The sequence below is a fragment of the Kitasatospora sp. NPDC001547 genome (assembly GCF_042894165.1).
GTDB lineage: Bacteria > Actinomycetota > Actinomycetes > Streptomycetales > Streptomycetaceae > Kitasatospora.
The window spans coordinates 164,567-183,253 of record NZ_JBIAVL010000006.1 but is presented as its reverse complement, the minus strand read 5'-3'; the positions used below and the strand labels follow the sequence as shown (position 1 = coordinate 183,253).

Sequence of the window (18,687 nt, the reverse complement as noted above, 5' to 3'; positions counted from 1 at the left end):
GGGTGGGCTGGTCAGCCGGTGGGTGCGGTGGAACCGGTGGCGCGGGCGGTGCCGTCGGTACGGGCGGTGCCGGCGGGTCCCGCGGTGAGGCTGAGCAGGACCGGGCCGGTGGGGGAGGCCACCAGGTCGGCGATGGAGAGGTGGTCGAGCGCGGCGAAGAACGCCTCCTGGGCGCCCCGCAGCGCCCCGCGCAGCCGGCACGCGGCCCGCAGCGGACACGGCGGGTCGTCCTCGCAGCCGACCACGTCGCCGACCCCCTCCAGCTCCCGCAGCAGCAGCCCGAGCGAACCGGTCCGCCCGGCGAAGGTGAGCATCAGCCCGCCGCCGCGACCTCGCCGGGCCTCCACCACCCCCAAGTGCTGCAGCCGGCTGACCACCTTCGCCGCGTGGGTGTACGGCACACCGACCGACTCGGCCACCTCGCGGGTGGTCGGGTTGTCGCCCTCGCCCAGGACGGCCAGTCGCATGGCGATCCGCAGGGCGATGTCGGTGCTCTTGGTCAGCCTCACGTTCGGAACGCTATCCGAATGCGACTCTGCAACTCCAATTTCCTGCACGACTTCGATCGAGACGCTGGTCACGTCGTCCCGGGAGCCCTCGACCGGCCGGGTCCGGGCGCCCGCCGTGGTGGGCTCCGGCCGGGGGCCGCCCTCGTGCCGGGCCCCGGCGGTCGCTCGCCCCGTGATCGGAAACGAACAGTTGGCGACATTACCCACCACTACCTGACGTCATGTCAGGGCTGCTTCTACGCTTCCCCCGGCTCCGAACCCACCACGCACCACGCATGTCCGGACCTGCCGAGCAGTTGGAGAGACCCGTGAGAAGAATCCGTACACCCCGTCGTGCCCGGACGGCCGTGGTCGCGATAGCCGCGACCACGGCCGCCCTGCTGTCGCTGCCCGCGACGGCCGGGGCCGTCACGCCGCCGCCGACCGTCGCCGCGCACCTGGCGGTGGCGCCGTACCCGGCGGGCGTCGCGCTGACCCCGGACGGCGGCCACGCCTACGTGACCAGCCAGAGCAGCGGCGCGGTCAGCGTGCTGGACACCGCGGCCGCCACCGTGTCCGGCACCTTCACCGCCGGGAGCGGCTCGTACGCCGTGGCCGTGTCGCCCGACGGGCGCCGGGCCTACCTGACGCACCACCTGGACGGCACCGTCAGCGTCGTGGACACCGCCACCGACACCGTCACCGCGACCGTCCCGGTCGGCGCCCAGCCCTGGGGCCTGGCCCTCTCCCCGGACGGCTCGCGCGCCTACGTGGCCAACGCCGGGGCCGGCACCGTGAGCGTGCTGGACACCTCGTCCGCCACCGTGACCGCCACCGTCCCGGTCGGCGCCGAACCGCACGGGCTGGCCGTCTCCGCGGACGGCGCCCGGCTGTACGTCGCCGCCTCCGGCGACAAGGCGGTCACCGTGGTCGACACCGTGAGCAGCACGGTGAGCGGCACCGTCGCGGTCGGCCACGGCGCCTTCGGCCTCGCGCTCAGCCCGGACGGCACCCGGTTGTGGGCCGCCGACGGCGACGACGGCACCGCCGCCGTGATCGACACCGCGGCCGGCACCGTCCTCGGCACCGTCGCGGTCGGCTCCGGCCCCTACGCCGTGGCGCTCTCCCCGGACGGCGCGGCGGCCTACGTCTCCAACTACGCCGACGACACCCTGAGCGTGGTGGACACCGCGAGCCGGACAGTCACCGCGACCGTCCCCGTGGGCACCGGCCCGTACAGCCTGGCGCTGACCGCCGACGGGCGGCACGGCTACCTCGCCGACTTCACCGGCGGCGCCGTCGACGTGGTGCACTTCCCGCCGCCGGTGCCGGACGTCACCGCGATCAGCCCGAACGGCGGCTCCGGGGCGGGCGGCACCACGGTGACCGTCACCGGCACCGACCTGGCCGGCGCCACCGCGGTGACCTTCGGCGCGGCCGGCGCCGCCCCCTCGTTCAGCTGCACCAGGACCAGCTGCACCGCGACCGCCCCCGCCACCACCGTCACCGGGCCGGTGGACGTACGGGTCACCGCGCCCGGCGGCACCAGCGCGGCCGTCGCCGCCGACCGCTTCACCTACACCGCCCCCGCCGCCCACCTGGGCGTCGAGCTCACCGCGACCCCGGTGGCCGGGCTGTTCTCCAGCCGGGTCGACTACACCGTCACCCTCACCGGGCAGGGCCCCGACCCGGTCCTCTCGGCCACCGTCGCCGCCGACCTGCCCGCCGGGCTGACCGCGACCTCCGGCGACTGCACCGTCTCCGCCGGGAAGCTCGGCTGCGCGCTGACGGCGCCGCTGGCCAAGGGCGCGAGCACCACCCGGCACTTCTCGATCGGGGTCGGCCTGTTCTCGCTGCTCCGCAGCTGGGACGTCACGGTGGCCCGCACCGGCGGAGCGCCCGTCGACCCGTCGCCCGCCACCAGCCGGGCGACCCGCAGCTGCACGGCGGTGCTCGGGGTGCTGATCACCTGCAAGTAGCGCCCGGCCCTGCACGTGGCGCCGGCCCCGCCGCGGGCGGGCGGCCGACCGGGCCCCGCCGAAACCTTTCGGCGGGGCCCGGCCTGGTGGTGCGCGGGCTCGCTCAACGCGTACTCAGCGCGTGCTCAGTGCGTGCTCGACGCCCGCCCGGTGCCCGCCGGGCGTCAGCTCAGAGCTTCTGCCAGACCGGCTTCGCCGCGTAGGTGTCGCGGAAGTAGTCGGCGAGCTTGAGGCGGGAGGCAGCCGCCTCGTCCACCACCACGGTGGCGTGCGGGTGCAGCTGGAGCGCCGAGGCGGGGACGACCGCGGACAGCGGGCCCTCGACGGCGAGCGCGACGGCCTCGGCCTTGGCCTCGCCGGTCGCGAGCAGGACCAGGTGGCGGGCCTCCAGGATGGTGCCGATGCCCTGGGTGATGACGTGGTGCGGGACCTCGTCGATGCTGTCGAAGAAGCGGGCGTTGTCCACCCGGGTCTGCCGGGTCAGGGTCTTGATCCGGGTCCGGGAGGAGAGCGAGGAGCAGGGCTCGTTGAAGCCGATGTGGCCGTCCGTGCCGATGCCGAGCAGCTGGAGGTCGACGCCGCCGGCCTCGGCCAGCGCACGGTCGTAGGCGGTGGCGGCCGCGGCGATGTCGGACGCGTTGCCGTCCGGGCCCAGGAAGGACTCCTCGGTCAGGCCGAGCGGCTCCACGACCTCGCGCAGCACCACCGAGCGGTAGGACTCCGGGTGACCGGCGGGCAGGCCGACGTACTCGTCCAGCTGGCAGACCCGCGCCCTGGTGGCGTCCAGCCGGCCGTCGCGGACGCGTTCGGCCAGGGCCTGGTAGATCGGCAGCGGGGTCGAGCCGGTCGCGACGCCGAGCAGGGCGTCGGGCTTGTCGGTCAGCAGATCGGTGATCGCCGCGGCGATGAGGTCGCCGGCCGCACGGGCGTCAGGGACGATCACGATTTCCATACTGGGTCCACCGTTCTGAGGCGAGGCTGAGGTCTAGACCTCCGAGGTCTAGACCAGTTTGCCGTGAAGGGGTGCCCCAGGTCCACCCGGCTCCGGTGCCCGGACGATCTTCCGTCCACCGCCGCCGGCCGCCCTTCCGCCTGGTGGGGCGCCGAGGCCGGCCGTCGGGACGCGACGTCCCGGCGGCCGGCCCCGGTGGGGGTGCCCGCTACGGCTTCCCGCTCCCCGGCCGTCCGGACGGCTGCCCGGTCGTACGGACGGTGTGGGGGTGGCGGGTGCGGCGCTTCGGCGGCGCCGCGGTCAGAACGGCCTGGTGCAGGTGGTGACCTGCTGGGAGACGTCCAGCGCCGGGCCGGCGGTCGCGCAGATCAGGCGCGGCGCGGTGGCGGTCACCCGCGGGGTGACCGCCGTGGCGGAGCCGAACCGCACGGTGGTTGCGGAGGCGACCGTCTCCCACGGACTGCCCCAGGCCTCCTGGGTCCGGATCTCGACCCGAACCATCGTCAACTGGCCCGGGTCCGCGCTGACCTGGGCGACGCCCACGATGCCCTCGCCGTCGGCCTGGTGCGATACGCAGGGCTGGTTGAGCACCGCGGCGCAGGCCACGGCGTCGGTGCCGGACGTCGCCGGGGCCGCTATGGCCGGAGCCGCCGTCAGGCCGGTGATCCCTGCCGCCGCCAGTGCCAGAGCTGCGATCCGAGCGCGCATAATGCGAACCTCCTTGGAAATTAAGGGAATCTCACTCCTTGAGATGAGTCTTGCACACATCGTGGATGTCGTGCTGTGTGCGTTGCGTCACACTCATGGTGACCGTTCAACTACATCCTGCAACCATTCGCCCTCTGTTCGGCGCACGGACAACTCCCGTCCTGACGGATGATCAGTTGCTCGGAGTGGTGCCATCCGTCGCCCCGCCGTCCCCCCGCCGTCCACCCGCACCGAGGGCTCGGCCATCCGCTCCAACTCCCCGACGTCCAGCGGTTCGTAGGCCTGCTCGAACCGCGCCCTCACTCGTCCGGGTGGCGATGCGTCTGCGGAGCGGATCGGACGGATACCATCGACCCGATCCCACGGAGGTGCCGCGTGGACACGGTCATCGTCCAACTTCCCTGCCCCGGGCCCGGGATGGCGCCCGCCGACGCCCCCGGCCTGCTGCGGATGGGCCCGGGCGAGGCCGCGGTGTTCGGGCGCGGGGAGCCCGGCCGTCCGGTCCCCATCCCGCTGCCCGACCAGGGCGTCTCCCGCCGGGCGGGGGAGGTGGTCGCGGCCGAGGACTACTGGCGGCTGTCCAACTTCAGCACCTCGGCCACCTATGTGGTGGAGAACCTGGAGGGCGCGGGCGAGCACGTCAAGGTGGCGCCCGGCCGGCTCGGCGCGCCCGTCCCGTTCGAGCTCTCCCGGGTGCTGCTGCCCGCGCTCGGCGAATCCGCCGCCTTCAAGGTGTTCGCCCCGCAGCACGCCTACCTCGACGGCCCGCCCGGCCGCGCCGACGGCGAGCGCACCGTCAGCCCGTTCGCCCTGGACCCGACCGCCAAGTACTTCCTGGTCCTGCTCGCGCTCTGCGAGCCCCGGCTGCGCTCGCCCTCCGCCGCGGCCGTCCCCGGGGTGACCGAGGTGCTCGCCCGGCTGCGCGCCCTGCCCGGCTGCCGGGGACTGAGCCGCTCGGCGGTGAACTACCACATCGACTACCTGGTGGAGACCAAGCTGCGGCTGCGCGAGCCGTACGAGGAGGGGGCGGGCGGCGGCAAGCGCGAGGAACTGGTCGCGCTGGCGCTGAGGTTCGACCTCGTCCGGGAGGAGCACCTTTCGCTGCTCCCGTCCCGGCGCGCGGCCGCCCGGCCGTGACGCCCGCCGCCCCGCCCGGGCCGGAGCCGACGGCGGCCGGGTCGGCGCCGGAGCCGGAGTCGCCCGAGCCGACGCCGCCCGGGCCGGAGCCGCCCGGCGGTCCGTCCTTCGCGGTCCCGGAGGGGTACCCGATCGCCGGCTACCGGCTCGGCGCCCTCCTCGGCGCGGGCGCCTGGGGCAGCGTGCACGCCGCCGAGGGCCCCGACGGCAGCCGGGTCGCCGTCAAGCTCCTCGGCGCGGCCCGGTTCAGCCCCGGCCAGCGCCGGACGGTGGCCCGGATGGCCCGCAGCGAGCAGCGCTTCAGCCGCCGCGCCGACCACCCCCACCTGATCCGCACCCTCGCCGTGGTCACCGTCGAGGACCCGGACCACCCGGCGCTGGACGGCGCCGTGGCCCTGGTGATGGAACGCGCCGCCCGCAGCCTGCAGGACCTGCTGGCCGGGGCCCGTCCCGGTACGGCGGTGCCGGGCGCCGAGCGCATCCTCACCGAGGTCTGCGCCGGGCTGACCCACATGCACCGGGCCGGCTGGGTGCACGGGGACCTGAAACCGGCCAATGTCCTGCTGATGCCCGACGGCACCGCCAAGATCGCCGACTTCGGCCTCACCGCCGAGCTGGAGGGCACCCACGCGTACGCGCCGCCGCTGGGCTCGCCCGACCACGTCCCGCCCGAGTGGTGGTCCGAGCGCACCGGCGCCCGGGGAGTCGCGGTGCGCCCCAGTGCCGACGTCTGGGCCTTCGGCGTGATCGCCCACCAGCTGCTCACCGGCGGCCTGCACCCCTTCCTCGGCGCCACCGCCCGGGCCCGCTCGCTGGCCGCCCAGGCGTACGCCCGGGGCGCCGCGCCGCTGCGGCTGGACGAGGCGCTGCCGGTGCGCTGGCGGCCCGTGGTCGCCGCCTGCCTCGCGCCCGGACGGGAGGAGCGGTCCCGGACCGAGCCGGCCGTGCTGGTGGCCCGGGCCGTCGCCCGGCCCGCCCGCCGCCGCCGCGCCGCCGTCCGGGCCGGGGCGGGCCTGGCCGCCTGCGGACTGGCCGTCCTCGCCCTGGCGGGCGGGCCGGAGCCCGGCGGGCCGGGTGCCGCCCACCGGGCGGTGCCCCCGCCGCCCGGCGCGATCCCGGCCGGCTCGGACGTCCCTACGGCCTACCGGGGCATGATCGAGACCGCGGCGCGGCGCTGCCCGGAGCCGGAGGTCACCCCGGTGCTGCTGGCCGCCATGCTGAAGGCCGAGAGCGGCTTCGACCCGAACGCGGCCCGCCCGGAGACCGGCGAGTACGGCATCGCCATGTGGACGCCGTCCGTCTTCGAGGCCTGGGGCAGGGCCGCGACCCACCCCGGCCCGAAGTCGTACTGGGACCCGGGCGACGCGATCGCCGCGATGGGCAACTACGCCTGCTGGCTCGACCAGCGGCTGAGGCGCCACGGCTTCACCCGCGACCTGCCCGCCCTGGTCGCGGCGGCGTACCGGACCAGCGACAAGACCGTGACGGCCGAGGGAGGCGTGCCGGAGCGCGTTCGGAAACATGTCGACACGGTGCTCCAGTACCTCCACGACTACGGCGGGTGAGCGGAGAAACGGGATGAGTTGTGCCACAACGGCACGAATCGCGGCGCGGGCACCCGGAGGACGGGCCTCCGGTCTGGGATCCTCGGCGGCATGATCACGAAGCTCCGCTCCGCTGCCGCGCGATGGACCGTCGTCGTCCCCGTGGTGTCGTTCCTCGTCCTCGCCCTGACCTGGCACAAGAACCTGCCCGGCTGGGTGGTGGCGGTGGTCGCCTGCTTCCTGGTGGGCGCCGTGCTGTCCGCCGTGCACCACGCCGAGGTCATCGCGCACTGGTCGGGGGAGCCCTTCGGATCACTGGTCCTCGCGGTGGCGGTCACCGTGATCGAGGTCGCGCTGATCGTGACGCTGATGGCCGACGGCGGGGACAAGTCCTCCACGCTGGCCCGGGACACCGTCTTCGCCGCCGTGATGATCACCTGCAACGGCATCCTCGGACTGTCCATCCTGGTCGCCGCCGTCAGGTACCGGACCGCCGTCTTCAACGCCGAGGGCACCGGCGCCGCGCTCGCCTGCATCGCCACCCTGGCGACCCTCAGCCTGGTGCTGCCGACCTTCACCACCAGCTCGCCCGGCCCGCAGTTCTCGACCACCCAGCTCACCTTCGCGGCCACCGCCTCGCTGGTGGTCTACGGGCTGTTCGTCGCCACCCAGACCGTCCGGCACCGGGACTACTTCCTGCCCGTCACCCCCGAGGGCCGGGTGCTGGACGAGGAGGACCACGCCTCCCCGCCCACCCTCCGGGCCGCCGGGGTCAGCCTGCTGCTGCTGGCCGTCGCCCTGGTGGCGGTGGTGGGCCTGGCCAAGGGCGTGTCGCCGACCATCGAGAAGGCGGTGGACGACGCCGGGCTCCCGCACGCCGTGGTCGGCGTGGTGATCGCCATGATGGTCCTGCTGCCGGAGACCATCGCGGCGCTGCGCGCGGCCGTCCGCAACCGGGTGCAGACCAGCCTCAACCTCGCCCTGGGCTCGGCGCTCGCCAGCATCGGCCTGACCATCCCGGCGGTCGCGATCGCCTCCAGCTGGCTCTCCGGCCCCCTCGTCCTCGGCCTCGACCCGGCGCACATGGTGCTGCTGACCCTGACGATCGTGCTGCTCACCCTCACGGTCATCCCGCGCCGGGCGACCCCGCTGCAGGGGGCGGTGCACCTGGCGGTGCTGGCGGGATACGTGGTGCTGGCGCTGAACCCGTGACGGCCCGCCGGCCGTAGTCGGGAGTGGAAGCCCCTGGCCCGTTCCCCCCGTGCGGGCCAGGGGCTTCCGGCGTACCCGGGGCCGGGCCGGACGGGGCCGGTGGGGCCGACGCGTCCGACGGGGCCGACGGTGAACCCGGGAGGGGGCGGCGGCCGTGGTTCCGGATGAGGGCCCTGGCTCACCCCCGTGGCCAGGGCCCCTCGTCGAGCCGGGCGCGACCGCCGGTGAACCCCCGAGGGGGTGCGCGCCGTGGAACGACAGGGAGCCCCTGGTCCCGCAGCTGCTCGCGGGACCAGGGGCTCAGTGGCGTCGCGGCTCAGTCGCGGCGCGCTGCCCGGGACGCGCCCGGGCGGGTACCTCAGGAGCTGGTGCGACGACGGCGGGCGTAGACCACCGCGCCCGCGCCGCCCAGCAGCAGCACGGTGCCGGCGCCCGCGTAGAGCAGGGTGCCGTCGCTACCGGTGGTGGCCAGCTTCTTGCCGTCCGAGGGGGCGCCCGGGATCGGGGTGGGGACGCTGACCTTGTCGGGCATGACCAGCGGCTGCTCCGGGTTGACCGGGGTCTCGGTGGTCGGGACGTGCACCGGCACGGTGGCGGTCGGCGCGTCCGACGGGGCCGGGCTCGGGGCGCCGGTGGTGGTCGGCTTCCCGGTGGGCTGCTCGGTCGGCTTCTCGGTGACCGGAGGCGTCACCGGGGCGGTCGCCGCCGGGGTGGTCGGGGTGGCGCTCGGCGTCACCGGGGGCTTCGGCGTCTCGGTGGGCTTCGGGCTCCCGCTCGGCGAGGCCGGAGTCGTGGCCGGGGTGGTGGCGGGCGTCGTGGCCGGGACCGACGGGGTGTGCGAGGGCACCGCGGTCGGGCTGGTCGGCGGCGTCTTCACCGGGGTCGGCGTCACGCTCGGAGAGGGCTTGCCGGTCGGGGTCGGGGTCGGGCTCTGGCCGCCGCAGTCGACCTTGAAGACCTTGTGCTTGGGGTTGTTGAGCTTGGCGTCCTTCGGCAGCTTGCCGTCCACCAGCTCGACCGACTGCCAGTAGAGCTTGTAGTGGCCGTCCGGTAGGTGGATGTCCTCGGTGCGCACGTGGCCGTGCGGGTCGACCGGGATGTCGCCGAAGGCGGCGAGCGTCTCGCCCTTGGGGCCGACGGTGGAGATCGCCCAGATGACGTCCTGGTTGGCGTCGAAGCCGAAGGAGTCCAGGTAGAAGGTGCAGACCTTGGGCTCGTTGCGCACGTCCTCCTGGCCGGTGCCGGCGTCGTGGATCTTGACGGTGCCGTTGTTGCCGGGGGCGCCGCCCTTGCCGCCCGCGGCGGCGTGCGCGGCGGGGGCGAGCAGCATGAGCGCGGCGGCGGTCGGGACGGCCACCAGGGAGCGCGCGGCGGTGGAGCGGAGGTGCATCTGACTTCCATCGGGTACGGCAGGCCGGGACGGGCCCGCGCGGCGGCAGGGAGCCTCTGGTCGGCCGTTCGGCGGGAGCCGGTGTCGTGCGACGGGAGGGGCACAAAAGTTCCCGCAGCCGGGAACGTGACGCAAGGTGGGTTTGGCCGAAATGCATCGCTCCAGGCGATTGGTCCGACTAGTTCATTACAACGATCTGATTACCCGGTTGTCGGGGCTTCGTGTGCGTTCGAGCCGGTTGGCCGGTCAACTCCGGGACGCGGTCCGGCGGGTGAACCCGGACCACCGCGGTGGCCGGTATTGACCGGTTCGCGGCGGCGGCCTGCGTGTCGGGGCGGCGGGCGGGTGCCGGGGTTCTCTATCGTCCGTCCGGAACCGCCCAGTCCGACGCTTCCGTCGCGCGGACAGCCGATCCGACCCGTGGGAGAGTGCGATGCCCGGTCCAGAGCAGACCGTCCGGCCCGAGCAGGCGGCCCGGCCCGAGGAGGCCGCCGGGGGCGGGGAGACCCTCCGGGCCGCGGAGAGCGCCGACGTGATCGTGGTCGGCGCCGGCCCGGCCGGCTCCACCGCCGCCGCCCACCTGGCCCGGACCGGACTGGACGTGCTGCTGCTGGAGAAGTCCGCCTTCCCGCGCGAGAAGGTCTGCGGGGACGGCCTCACCCCGCGCGTCGTCAAACAGCTCGCGGACCTCGGCATCGACGTCTCCGAGGAGGCCGGCTGGCTGCACAACCGGGGCCTGCGGCTGATCTCCGGGCACCGCTCGATCGAGTTCGACTGGCCCGAGCTCTCCGCCTACCCCGGGTACGGACTGGTCCGGCGCCGCGCCGACTTCGACGAACTGCTCGCCCGCAGGGCCGCCTCCTCCGGTGCCAAGGTCGTCGAACGCGCCAATGTGACGGGCCCGTTGCTGGACGAGCGGACGGGCCGGATCACCGGCGTCACCGCCAAGCTGGGCGAGGAACGCCGGCCGGTCGCCTACCGGGCCCCGGTCGTGGTCGCCGCCGACGGCAACTCCACCCGGCTGTCGGTGGCGATGAAGCGCTACCGCCGCACCGACCGCGCGATGGGCGTCGCGTACCGGACGTACTTCACCACCCCGCGGCACGACGACCGCTACCTGGAGGCCTGGCTCGACCTGCGCGACCCCAAGGACCCGGCCCGGCGCCTGCTGCCCGGCTACGCCTGGGTGTTCGGCATGGGCGACGGCACCGCCAACGTCGGACTCGGGGTCCTGGACACCGCCAAGACCGAGGTGGACTGGCGCGAGCTGCTGCGCCACTGGTGCGACGGCCTGCCGCCGGAGTACGGCTACAGCCCCGACGCGGTCACCGAGCCGATCCGCGGCGCCGCCCTGCCGATGGGCCTCAACCGCCAACCCCACTACGCCGACGGCCTGCTGCTGGTCGGCGACGCGGGCGGCACGGTCAGCCCGGGCACCGGCGAGGGCATCGCCTACGCGATGGAGTCCGGCCGCTACGCCGCCGAGACGATCGTCCAGGCCCTCGCCCGCCGCACCGACCGCGGCCGCGAACTCGCCCTGCGCGCCTACCCGCAGGCGCTGCGCTCCGCCTACGCGGGCTACTTCGCCCTCGGCCGCCTGGCCGCCGACCTGCTGGGCCGCCCGAAGCTGCTCGGCGCGGCCGGGGCCGCCGGGCTCGGCCACCCGGCGCTGCTGAAGGTGGCGTTCCGGCTGATGGTCAACCTGACCGAGCCGAACTCCAAGGACGCCCTCGACCGGCTGCTCCACCTGCTCGGGCGGGTCGCCCCGGGGAGGTGACCCGGCGGCGCCGGACCGCTCATCCTCGCGGGTGGGCGGGCCCGGCGTCCCGGGTTCGGCCGAATCCGCGGGGTCGAACGCTCGGATGTACGGGTCATGTTGACGAATGATCAGATGATCCGATTGCCTGGTGTCGAACCAGCCACGGAGGGTGAGCACACCGCGCCTCCGCGGCTCCTTTCTCGACCGCTGACCCGTTCGACGGAGACACCGTGCGCCTTCGCCTTCGCCTGCTCATAGCGCCGCTCGCCGCGGCCGCCGCCCTGACCGCCGTGAGCACTCCCGCCGCCGTAGCGGCCCCGGCGGCCACCCCCTCCGACCAGTGCTCCGCCGCCTTCCGCGACGACGACGCCCGCCTCGGCCCCGCCGACCTCCCGACCACCGGACCGGTCGGCCGCCAGCTCGCCGGCTACCAGCGCACCGGCGGCGCGAGCGCCCAGGACTTCCTCGCCGAGTACTACGACCCGGCCGGCAACGGCGGCAAGGGCGGCTGGACGTACCCGCCGGCCGACGGCTACGTCATCCGGCCCGACGGCACCCCGATCGAGTTCGACCTCACGCTCCACCCCGACCAGAACATCGACCGCTACGGCAGCGAGTACGGCGCCTTCCTCGCCCCCGAGGGCCTGCCGTACGCCAACCGCGCCATCCCGCCGCAGAGCCTGGACGGCAACCCGCCGGCCGCCTGCAACTACCACGACTACAAGGTGGTCAAGGCCTTCACGGTGCACGCCGGCCCGATCGCGCCGTGGTTCAACCAACCCGGCTGGGGCCTCCAGTACCAGCTCGACGGCGCCCTGCTGCCCGGCGGCCCGGCCAGGCTGAACGTGCTCTGGCTGGTGGAGAACGGCTACCTGGCCCGGATCTGACCCGCTCCGCCCCCGTACGGCGGCGTCCGGCGCGCGGTGCGAACCGGCCACCGGGCGCCGCCGCCATGCCGGGACCGCCGGACGTCGCGCCGGGACCGCCGGACGTCGCGCCGGGACCGCCGGACGCCGAACCGCGGCGCCCCGACGACGGATTATTCGCTGGCGGACGCCGGGCGGCGGGGGATAGGAAGACCGGATGACCATCAGCGATCCCGTCACCGACCGGCGCGTCTTCCGCCCCACCGTCCTCGACCTGGGCGATGCCACGCTGCGCCCGTGGGGCCGTGGCCTCGACGTGCCCGGCGGCGTCGTGCCCGCCCTGGTCGCCGCCTCGCAGGACCCGGCCGTCGCCCGCTGGAGCCCGCTCGGCGCCACCGGCCCGGTGATCCCCGAGACCTACCTGGACCGCTGCGAGGAGCGCTGGGCCGCCGGCACCGCGGCCTCCTTCGCCGTCCTCGACGCCGCCGACGGCAGCCTGTGCGGCAACGTCTACCTGGGGTGGACCGACCGGGAGGACGGGGTGGCCATGATCGGCTACTGGCTGGTCGCCGCCGCCCGCGGCCGGGGCCTGGCCTCCCGGGCCGCCACCGCCGTCACCCGCTGGGCCGTGGAGCACGCCGACGTCCGCCGCGTCGAGCTCTACCACGCCGTCGCCAACGAGGACTCCTGCCGGGTCGCCGAGCGGGCCGGCTTCCCCTACGAGGGCACCCTGCGCGGCTCCTACACCTACGGCGGGGGCGTCTACGTCGACGAACACCTCCACGCCCGGCTGGCCTCCGACCCGTTCCCGCACTGAGGGCCCGCCCCCGGCCCCTGGACGCACGGGCCCCTGGACGCGCGGGCTCCTGGACGCGCGGGCTCCTGGACCCACGGGGCCGCGGGCCGCAGGCTGCGCGCGAGGCGGGGGAGCGACCTAACCTGGAAGGGAGCGTCCGGTGTGTCGCCCGCGAACGGAATCGGTGGTCATGACGGTGATCTCGGCGGCCCTCTTCGGTACCGACTGGTGGCAGCCCGCACTGCCCGGCGGTACCGAGTTGCTGCGCGAGTGCGCCGCCCGGGGGTGGACGGTGGTGCTGACCGGCCCCGGGCCGGCGGGGGCGCCGGCCCTCACCGTGGCCGATCCCGGGGGCGATCCGGTGCGGGCCGCGCTGGACCTGGTGGACGGCAGGCCCTCGCATGCCGTGGCCGTCGCCGGGAGCGTGCGCGAGGTCCGGGCGGCGCGGCGGGCCGGAGTGCCCTGCGTCGCCCTGGCGGCGGGCCGGGACACCGGCCCGGAACTGCGGGCGGCGGGCGCGGCCGAGGTCCACCGCGACGCCGCCGCGCTGTTGGGCGTCCTGGACGACAGCCTGCTCGCCCGCCCCCGGGCCTTCGGGCCCGTCGGCGCCGGAACAGCCGGCGCCCCGAACGGTTAGCGCCCGCCCGTACCGGGCAACCGCCGGGTGCGAGCACGTCACCGGAGGTGTCGGAGGTGACCGAGATGGACGGCCCCGCGTTGAGCGGATGGGAGCGGCGGCTCCTCGAGGAGATCGAGTCCGATCTGCGCCAGGACACACGGCTCGACCGGAAGTTGAGCACGATGGGCGCCAAGCCGCCCAGCCGGGCCCGGGGCGTGCTGCGCGCGGTCGGCCGCAGGATCTCGGCGGGGGTGGTGCTCACCGCCCTGGTGATGACGGTGATCTGTCTCGGCGTGGGCGTACGGACCCCGGTCACCTCCGTGCTGGTCGCGCTCGGCGTGGTCTGGGTGGCCACGGTGGCGGCCGCGGTCGCCACCGCCGAGCTGCTGCGCCGCCGCAGGGCGGCCCACGGCGGCCCCGGACCCGTGGACCCGGCACAGGCCCGGGAACGCCGGGAGCGCCGCGAGCGGCGCCCCTGGGACCGACCGGAGGCGTGACGCGATGACCACCGAGCTGTGGGAGTACCGCCCGGGCTCCCACCCCGCCGCCGACCTCGCGTTGGTCGGGTACGAGGTGCACGCCACCGACGGCCCGGTCGGCCGGGTCGTGGAGGACACCGGGGACCACCTGCTCGTCGACGCCGGGCCCTGGGTGCCGGGCACCCGGCTGCCCGTCCCGGCCGGGCTGATCGCCCGGCTCGACCACCTGGACCACGCCGTCCACCTCGACTGCCCGCGCGCCAGGCTGAGTTCCGTTCCGCCCGCGGCCGTCGACCTGACCGCCCCGCACCCGCGCTGAGCGACCGGACCATGGGCTGGCCCGCCACCACGCTCACCGGCCGGACGATCGCCTTCCTGGTCGCGCCGTACGGGGTCGAGCAGGCCGAACTGGCCGACCCCTGGCAGGCGGTCGCCGAGTCCGGCGGCACCCCGCGGCTGCTGTCCACCGCCGAGGGCCGGGTCCGGGCCGTCCGGCACCTCGCCCCGGGCGACACCTTCGCCGTGGACGTCCTGGTCGCCGAGGCGGACCCGGCCGACTACGACGGGCTGGTCCTGCCCGGCGGCGTCGCCAACCCCGACCAGCTGCGGCTGGACCGCCCGGCGGTCGCCTTCGTGCACGCCTGCTGCGCCGCCGGCCGGCCGGTCGCGGCGATCTGCCACGCGGCCTGGACGCTCATCGAGGCCGACGCCGTGCGCGGGCGCACCCTCACCTCCTGGCCCAGCCTGCGCACCGACCTGGTCAACGCCGGCGCGCAGTGGGTGGACGAACCGGTGCACGTCTGCCACGACGGCCCCGGCCCGCTCGTCACCAGTCGCAAGCCGGGCGACCTGCCGCTGTTCGACGACGCCTTCGTGACGGAGTTCGCCCACGCGGCGACGAAGCGGCGGCGGTGACGGCGGGCGCGTCGGCCCTCCCGTCGGTCCTTCTGTCAGTCCCCCCGGAGCCGGACGAAGGTGGCGGCGGGCGGCCGGCCCGTGAGGGTGAGTTCGGCGCGCACGGGAGAGGTCAGCGGGTGCACCGGGCCGTGGTCGGGGTCGGTGGCGGGCGGGCCGAGCAGCGGGCGGACGATCTCGGCGACCTCGCGGGACTGAACCGGGGTGAGCCGCGGGGTGGTCAGGAACACCCGGCCGTCGTCGAGCCGCAGGACCAGCGCGTGCGGGTGGGCGGCCGGGCCGGTGACGGCGCGGACGGTGGCGTCGAGGGTGTCGCTGCGGCGGTACTTGACCCAGACCCGGCCGGCGCCGCGGGGGCGGTAGGGGGAGGCGGCGGCCTTGCAGACCAGGCCCTCCACACCGGTGTCGGCGAGCCGCTCCATCCACTCCAGCGCCTCCGCCCGGTCCGTGGTGGCCATCACCGGCTGGACCGGCGGCGGGACGTCGGCGAGGGCGGCGAGCAGCAGCCGGCGCCGGTCGGTGAGCGGCAGCCGGCGCACGTCGCGGCCGGGCAGCGCCAGCACGTCGAAGGCGATCAGGCCGAGCGCCACCTCGGGCGCGGCCGCGCGGACCTGGCGGGTGCGCAGCAGCTCGCCGAAGGCGAACCGGCCGCCGCGCCAGGCGACCAGCTCGGCGTCCAGCACCAGCCCCTCGGGCAGCCGGGCGACGGCCGCGGCGACCGCCGGGAACTCGGGGGCGAGGTCCCGGCCGCTGCGGGACTGGAGGTAGGCGGGCTCCTCGCCGCGGGCGAAGGCGACGCAGCGGAAGCCGTCCAGCTTCAGCTCGTACAGCACGCCCCCGCCGCCCAGGCCGTCGGCGGGCGGGACGGCGGTCACGGCGGCCGGGCGCATCACCTCGACGGGCGGGTGCAGCACCTGGCGCGCCGACTCCGCCCGGCGCGGCCGCGGCTGCTGTTCCGGTGCCGGTGCCGGTCCGGACGCCGAGGGCGCGGCGGGCAGCGGCCGGGCCCGCTCCCGCTCCAGCAGCGGGGCGAGCAGGTCGCCGTGCGCGGCCAGCCGGTCCGGCACCTCGGCGAGGGTGAAGACCAGGTCCCGCTCGGCGGCGGCCCGTTCCAGCTCCGCCCACTCCAGCGGGGTGGAGACGGTCGGCAGCGGCCGGGCGCGCAGGGTGTACGGGGCGGCGGTTGTCTTCTTGGCGTTGTTCTGTGACCAGTCGACCAGCACCCGGCCCCGGCGGCGGGCCTTGGCCATGGTGTGCACCACCAGGTCCGGGTGCTCGGCCTCCAGGGCGGCGGCCAGCGCCTTCGCGTACGCGGAGACCCGGGCGCTGGGCGTGGGCTCGATCGGGACCAGCAGGTGCAGGCCCTTGGAGCCGGACGTCTTCACCCAGGCCGCCAGGCCGTCCGCGGCGAGCCGCTCGCGCAGCAGCAGCGCGACCGTACGGCAGGTCAGCACGTCGGCGCCCTCGCCGGGGTCGAGGTCCAGCACCAGCCGGTCGGCGAGGGCGGGCGCGGCCGCGTGCCACTGCGGGACGTGCAGCTCCAGGCAGCCCAGGTTGGCGACCGCCAGCAGGGCCGCGCCGTCCTCCAGCACCACCTGGCGCAGCTCGCCGGTGCTGCTCGGCACGTCGACCGTGCGCACCCAGTCCGGGGTGCCGGGCGGCGGGTTCTTGGCGACGAACACCTCCGCCTCGACCCCGTCCGGGCAGCGCAGGAAGGAGACCGGGCGGTCGCGCAGGTGCGGGAGCAGCGCGGTGTGCACGGCGGCGTAGTAGCGCAGCACCTCGCCCTTGGGGGTGCCGGTGCGCGGGTAGTACACCTTGTCGAGGTGGGAGAGCGCGAGGGTGCGCCCGTCCACCGTCATCTGCGGCACGGTCCGCCTCCGGGTGCGTCGCGGGTCGTCCTGCCTCCCACTCTGCGGCCGTCCTGCGCGCCCCGCCCCCGGATGTCCCCGGCTTCGCCGCCCCGGCCCGTCCGCCTCGGGCCAGGGGTCGCGTGCGGCGGCGGGGTTGCTTATGGTGATGGCGCGGTCACCGCGCTCCCGCTCGGACGGCGGGAGCCCGGGAGCACCGCCGGGGGGACGCGGGGGGACCGGCGGGGGGAACCATCGACGAAGGAGTCCCCGTGACCACTGCCCGAGACATCATGCACACCGGCGCCCAGTGCATCGGCGCCCACCAGACGCTGGCCGAGGCCGCGCAGATGATGCGCGACAAGAACGTGGGCGCGCTGCCGATCTGCGGCGACGACCAGAAGCTGAAGGGCATCATCACCGACCGCGACATCGTGCTGCGATGTATCGCGGAGGGCAAGGACCCGGCCCGGATGACGGCCATGGAGCTCTCCGGCCACCTGCACTGCGTGCGCGCCGAGGACAGCATGGACACCGTGCTGCGCAAGATGGAGCAGCACCAGATCCGGCGCATCCCGGTGATCGACGGGGAGCGGCTGGTGGGCATGATCAGCGAGGCCGACCTGGCGATGGGGCACCGCGACGGCCAGCGGTTGACCGACCAGCAGATCATCGAGTTCATGGACAGCGTCTACATGATGCGGTGACCGGCCGGCGCCCGCGCGCGCCGTCCCCGCCCCGCCCCCGTGACCGGCCGGTCCCCGTACCGGCCGGGCCCGGGGGTGCGTCGTGCGGCCCGGCCCGTCCAGGAGTCGTGCGGTCGGGCCGGGCCGTCCAGGGTTCGGACCCTTCTTTCCCGTCCGCCGGGACGCGGGCACAATTCGGCCCATGGGACAGCAGTACGCGGGCATCGACGGCCGGCTGCGCCGGTTCATCGAGCGCCAGCCGGTCTACTTCGTGGCCACCGCTCCGCTGGCCGCCGACGGACACGTCAACCTCTCCCCCAAGGGCCGCTCCGGGACGCTCGTGGTGGTCGACGAACTCACCCTCGCCTACCTGGACTTCGGCGGTTCGCAGGCCGAGACCGTCGCCCACCTGCGGGAGAACGGCCGGATCACCCTGATGTGGTGCTCCTTCGAGGGCCCGCCGACCGTGGTGCGGGTGCACGGGCGCGGCGAGCCGGTGTTCCGCGACGACCCGCGGTTCGCCGGGCTGCTCGGCCGCTTCGACCCGGCCGCGGACGGCTCCGGCCTGCGGGCGATCGTGCTGGTCAGGGCCGAGCGGGTGAGCGACTCCTGCGGGTACGCGGTGCCGTTCATGGACTACCGCGGCGACCGCGACCTGCACGCCCGGTACTTCGACCGCAAGGACGAGGAGGAGTTCGGCGCCTACTGCGAGCGCAAGCCGCTGGTCGGCACCAGCCTCGACGGCCTGCCGGCCGTCCCGCTGCCGCTGCCGCCCCGGCCGTCCTGAGGCCGGGCGCGGAACGCGACGAGGCCGCCGCACCCCGAGGTGGGGTGCGGCGGCCTCGTGGCACGCGGTCCTACTTGGTCAGACCGGCCTTGACGGAGCAGACCGGCCAGGCGCCGGGGCCCTGGGCGGCGAGCACCTTCTCGCCGATGGCGATCTGCTGCGCCTTGCTGGCCTGGTGGGCCTGCGGGGCGTACGCGGTGCCACCGAAGGCGGCCCAGGTGCTGGAGGTGAACTGCAGGCCGCCGTAGAAGCCGTTGCCGGAGTTGATGGCCCAGTTGCCGGTCGCCTCGCAGGCGGCGACCTTGTCCCAGACCGAAGCCGGCGCGGCGGAGGCACTGGTGGCCGTGACGAGGCCGGCCACCGGCAGGGCGGTGAGCGCCCCGGCCATCAGAGCCATCCGGACGCGGTTGCGGCGCTTCGGGGTGGCAGTGGTGGTGGCAGCGGCGGTCTCGTTACGGAAGGTCATGGATTTCCTTTCGGAGGGCTTTACGAGCGCGCGGAACCAGGCCCTCGGAAGGCC

18 protein-coding genes and 2 pseudogenes are annotated in these 18,687 nt (G+C 75.4%); 13 read left to right on the top strand and 7 right to left on the bottom strand.

All coding sequences use genetic code 11. The features are described 5' to 3' along the window. Positions 1-11 precede the first annotated feature (11 nt). Positions 12-509 carry an RrF2 family transcriptional regulator gene (locus tag ACFY0X_RS14315; RefSeq protein WP_387753649.1) on the bottom strand — a complete coding sequence of 166 codons (498 nt, stop codon included), beginning with the start codon at positions 507-509 and terminating at the stop codon, positions 12-14. A gap of 308 nt (positions 510-817) precedes the next feature. Here ACFY0X_RS14315 and ACFY0X_RS14310 point away from each other — a divergent pair, with 308 nt between their 5' ends. Then, complete coding sequence (locus ACFY0X_RS14310; protein WP_387753647.1) at positions 818-2,467, top strand: beta-propeller fold lactonase family protein; 1,650 nt, start codon at positions 818-820, stop codon at positions 2,465-2,467. Between the two features lie 169 nt (positions 2,468-2,636). On the opposite strand, the gene nagB is transcribed toward ACFY0X_RS14310, so the two are convergent. Further along, a complete protein-coding gene (gene nagB, locus ACFY0X_RS14305; RefSeq protein ID WP_387753645.1) occupies positions 2,637-3,419 on the bottom strand; it encodes a glucosamine-6-phosphate deaminase in 783 nt (260 codons plus the stop codon). 300 nt (positions 3,420-3,719) lie between these two features. Further along, positions 3,720-4,127, bottom strand: a complete 408-nt coding sequence (locus ACFY0X_RS14300) for a hypothetical protein (RefSeq protein WP_387753642.1) — start codon at positions 4,125-4,127, stop codon at positions 3,720-3,722. A 375-nt stretch (positions 4,128-4,502) separates the two neighbouring features. Here ACFY0X_RS14300 and ACFY0X_RS14295 point away from each other — a divergent pair, with 375 nt between their 5' ends. The 3 genes from ACFY0X_RS14295 to ACFY0X_RS14285 all read left to right on the top strand — a co-directional run bounded on the left by ACFY0X_RS14295 (position 4,503) and on the right by ACFY0X_RS14285 (position 8,020). Further along, complete coding sequence (locus ACFY0X_RS14295; protein WP_387753640.1) at positions 4,503-5,264, top strand: serine/threonine protein kinase; 762 nt, start codon at positions 4,503-4,505, stop codon at positions 5,262-5,264. Next, positions 5,261-6,829: a serine/threonine-protein kinase gene (locus ACFY0X_RS14290; RefSeq protein ID WP_387753637.1), complete on the top strand. Its 1,569-nt coding sequence runs from the start codon at positions 5,261-5,263 to the stop codon at positions 6,827-6,829. Before ACFY0X_RS14295 ends, ACFY0X_RS14290 begins: the two co-directional genes overlap by 4 nt. Before the next feature lie 90 nt (positions 6,830-6,919). Further along, entirely contained in the window at positions 6,920-8,020 is a 1,101-nt protein-coding gene (locus tag ACFY0X_RS14285) for a calcium:proton antiporter (protein WP_387753634.1), read from the top strand. Between the two features lie 358 nt (positions 8,021-8,378). On the opposite strand, the gene ACFY0X_RS14280 is transcribed toward ACFY0X_RS14285, so the two are convergent. After that, on the bottom strand, positions 8,379-9,410 hold the full coding sequence (locus tag ACFY0X_RS14280) for an LPXTG cell wall anchor domain-containing protein (RefSeq protein WP_387753632.1): 1,032 nt from the start codon (positions 9,408-9,410) through the stop codon (positions 8,379-8,381). A gap of 433 nt (positions 9,411-9,843) precedes the next feature. Between ACFY0X_RS14280 and ACFY0X_RS14275 the strand changes: the two genes are divergently transcribed. The 7 genes from ACFY0X_RS14275 (at position 9,844) to ACFY0X_RS14245 (ending at position 14,844) form a co-directional block, all read left to right on the top strand. Beyond that, positions 9,844-11,187, top strand: coding sequence for a geranylgeranyl reductase family protein (locus ACFY0X_RS14275; protein ID WP_387753629.1), 1,344 nt, complete (start codon positions 9,844-9,846; stop codon positions 11,185-11,187). 212 nt (positions 11,188-11,399) lie between these two features. Next, complete coding sequence (locus ACFY0X_RS14270; RefSeq protein ID WP_387753627.1) at positions 11,400-12,056, top strand: TNT domain-containing protein; 657 nt, start codon at positions 11,400-11,402, stop codon at positions 12,054-12,056. A 196-nt stretch (positions 12,057-12,252) separates the two neighbouring features. Further along, on the top strand, positions 12,253-12,852 hold the full coding sequence (locus ACFY0X_RS14265) for a GNAT family N-acetyltransferase (RefSeq protein ID WP_387753624.1): 600 nt from the start codon (positions 12,253-12,255) through the stop codon (positions 12,850-12,852). A 169-nt stretch (positions 12,853-13,021) separates the two neighbouring features. Next, the gene (locus tag ACFY0X_RS14260) at positions 13,022-13,468 is read left to right on the top strand and encodes an HAD family hydrolase (protein ID WP_387753621.1); all 447 of its coding nucleotides are present in this window, start codon (positions 13,022-13,024) and stop codon (positions 13,466-13,468) included. A 65-nt stretch (positions 13,469-13,533) separates the two neighbouring features. Then, entirely contained in the window at positions 13,534-13,947 is a 414-nt protein-coding gene (locus ACFY0X_RS14255; protein WP_387754067.1) for a DUF3040 domain-containing protein, read from the top strand. Between the two features lie 4 nt (positions 13,948-13,951). Continuing rightward, positions 13,952-14,248 (top strand): PRC-barrel domain containing protein, encoded by a 297-nt coding sequence (locus ACFY0X_RS14250; RefSeq protein ID WP_387753618.1) that lies wholly within the window; start codon positions 13,952-13,954, stop codon positions 14,246-14,248. An 11-nt stretch (positions 14,249-14,259) separates the two neighbouring features. Then, complete coding sequence (locus tag ACFY0X_RS14245; RefSeq protein WP_387753616.1) at positions 14,260-14,844, top strand: type 1 glutamine amidotransferase domain-containing protein; 585 nt, start codon at positions 14,260-14,262, stop codon at positions 14,842-14,844. A gap of 35 nt (positions 14,845-14,879) precedes the next feature. Here ACFY0X_RS14245 and ACFY0X_RS14240 read toward each other — a convergent pair whose 3' ends face one another. Both ACFY0X_RS14240 and ligD read right to left on the bottom strand, forming a co-directional pair. Further along, positions 14,880-15,734, bottom strand: coding sequence for a DNA ligase (locus tag ACFY0X_RS14240; protein ID WP_387754065.1), 855 nt, complete (start codon positions 15,732-15,734; stop codon positions 14,880-14,882). A 102-nt stretch (positions 15,735-15,836) separates the two neighbouring features. Then, a pseudogene (gene ligD, locus ACFY0X_RS14235) lies at positions 15,837-16,706 on the bottom strand (non-homologous end-joining DNA ligase); the annotation flags it as partial. Positions 16,707-16,966: 260 nt separating this feature from the next. Between ligD and ACFY0X_RS14230 the strand changes: the two are divergent. Together ACFY0X_RS14230 and ACFY0X_RS14225 are read left to right on the top strand one after the other, a co-directional pair. Continuing rightward, a complete protein-coding gene (locus ACFY0X_RS14230; RefSeq protein ID WP_387753613.1) occupies positions 16,967-17,401 on the top strand; it encodes a CBS domain-containing protein in 435 nt (144 codons plus the stop codon). Between the two features lie 181 nt (positions 17,402-17,582). After that, positions 17,583-18,167: a pyridoxamine 5'-phosphate oxidase family protein gene (locus tag ACFY0X_RS14225; protein ID WP_387753610.1), complete on the top strand. Its 585-nt coding sequence runs from the start codon at positions 17,583-17,585 to the stop codon at positions 18,165-18,167. Between the two features lie 73 nt (positions 18,168-18,240). On the opposite strand, the pseudogene ACFY0X_RS14220 reads toward ACFY0X_RS14225, so the two are convergent. Then, positions 18,241-18,564, bottom strand: a pseudogene (locus tag ACFY0X_RS14220) (transglycosylase family protein); the annotation flags it as partial. Positions 18,565-18,687 lie beyond the last annotated feature (123 nt).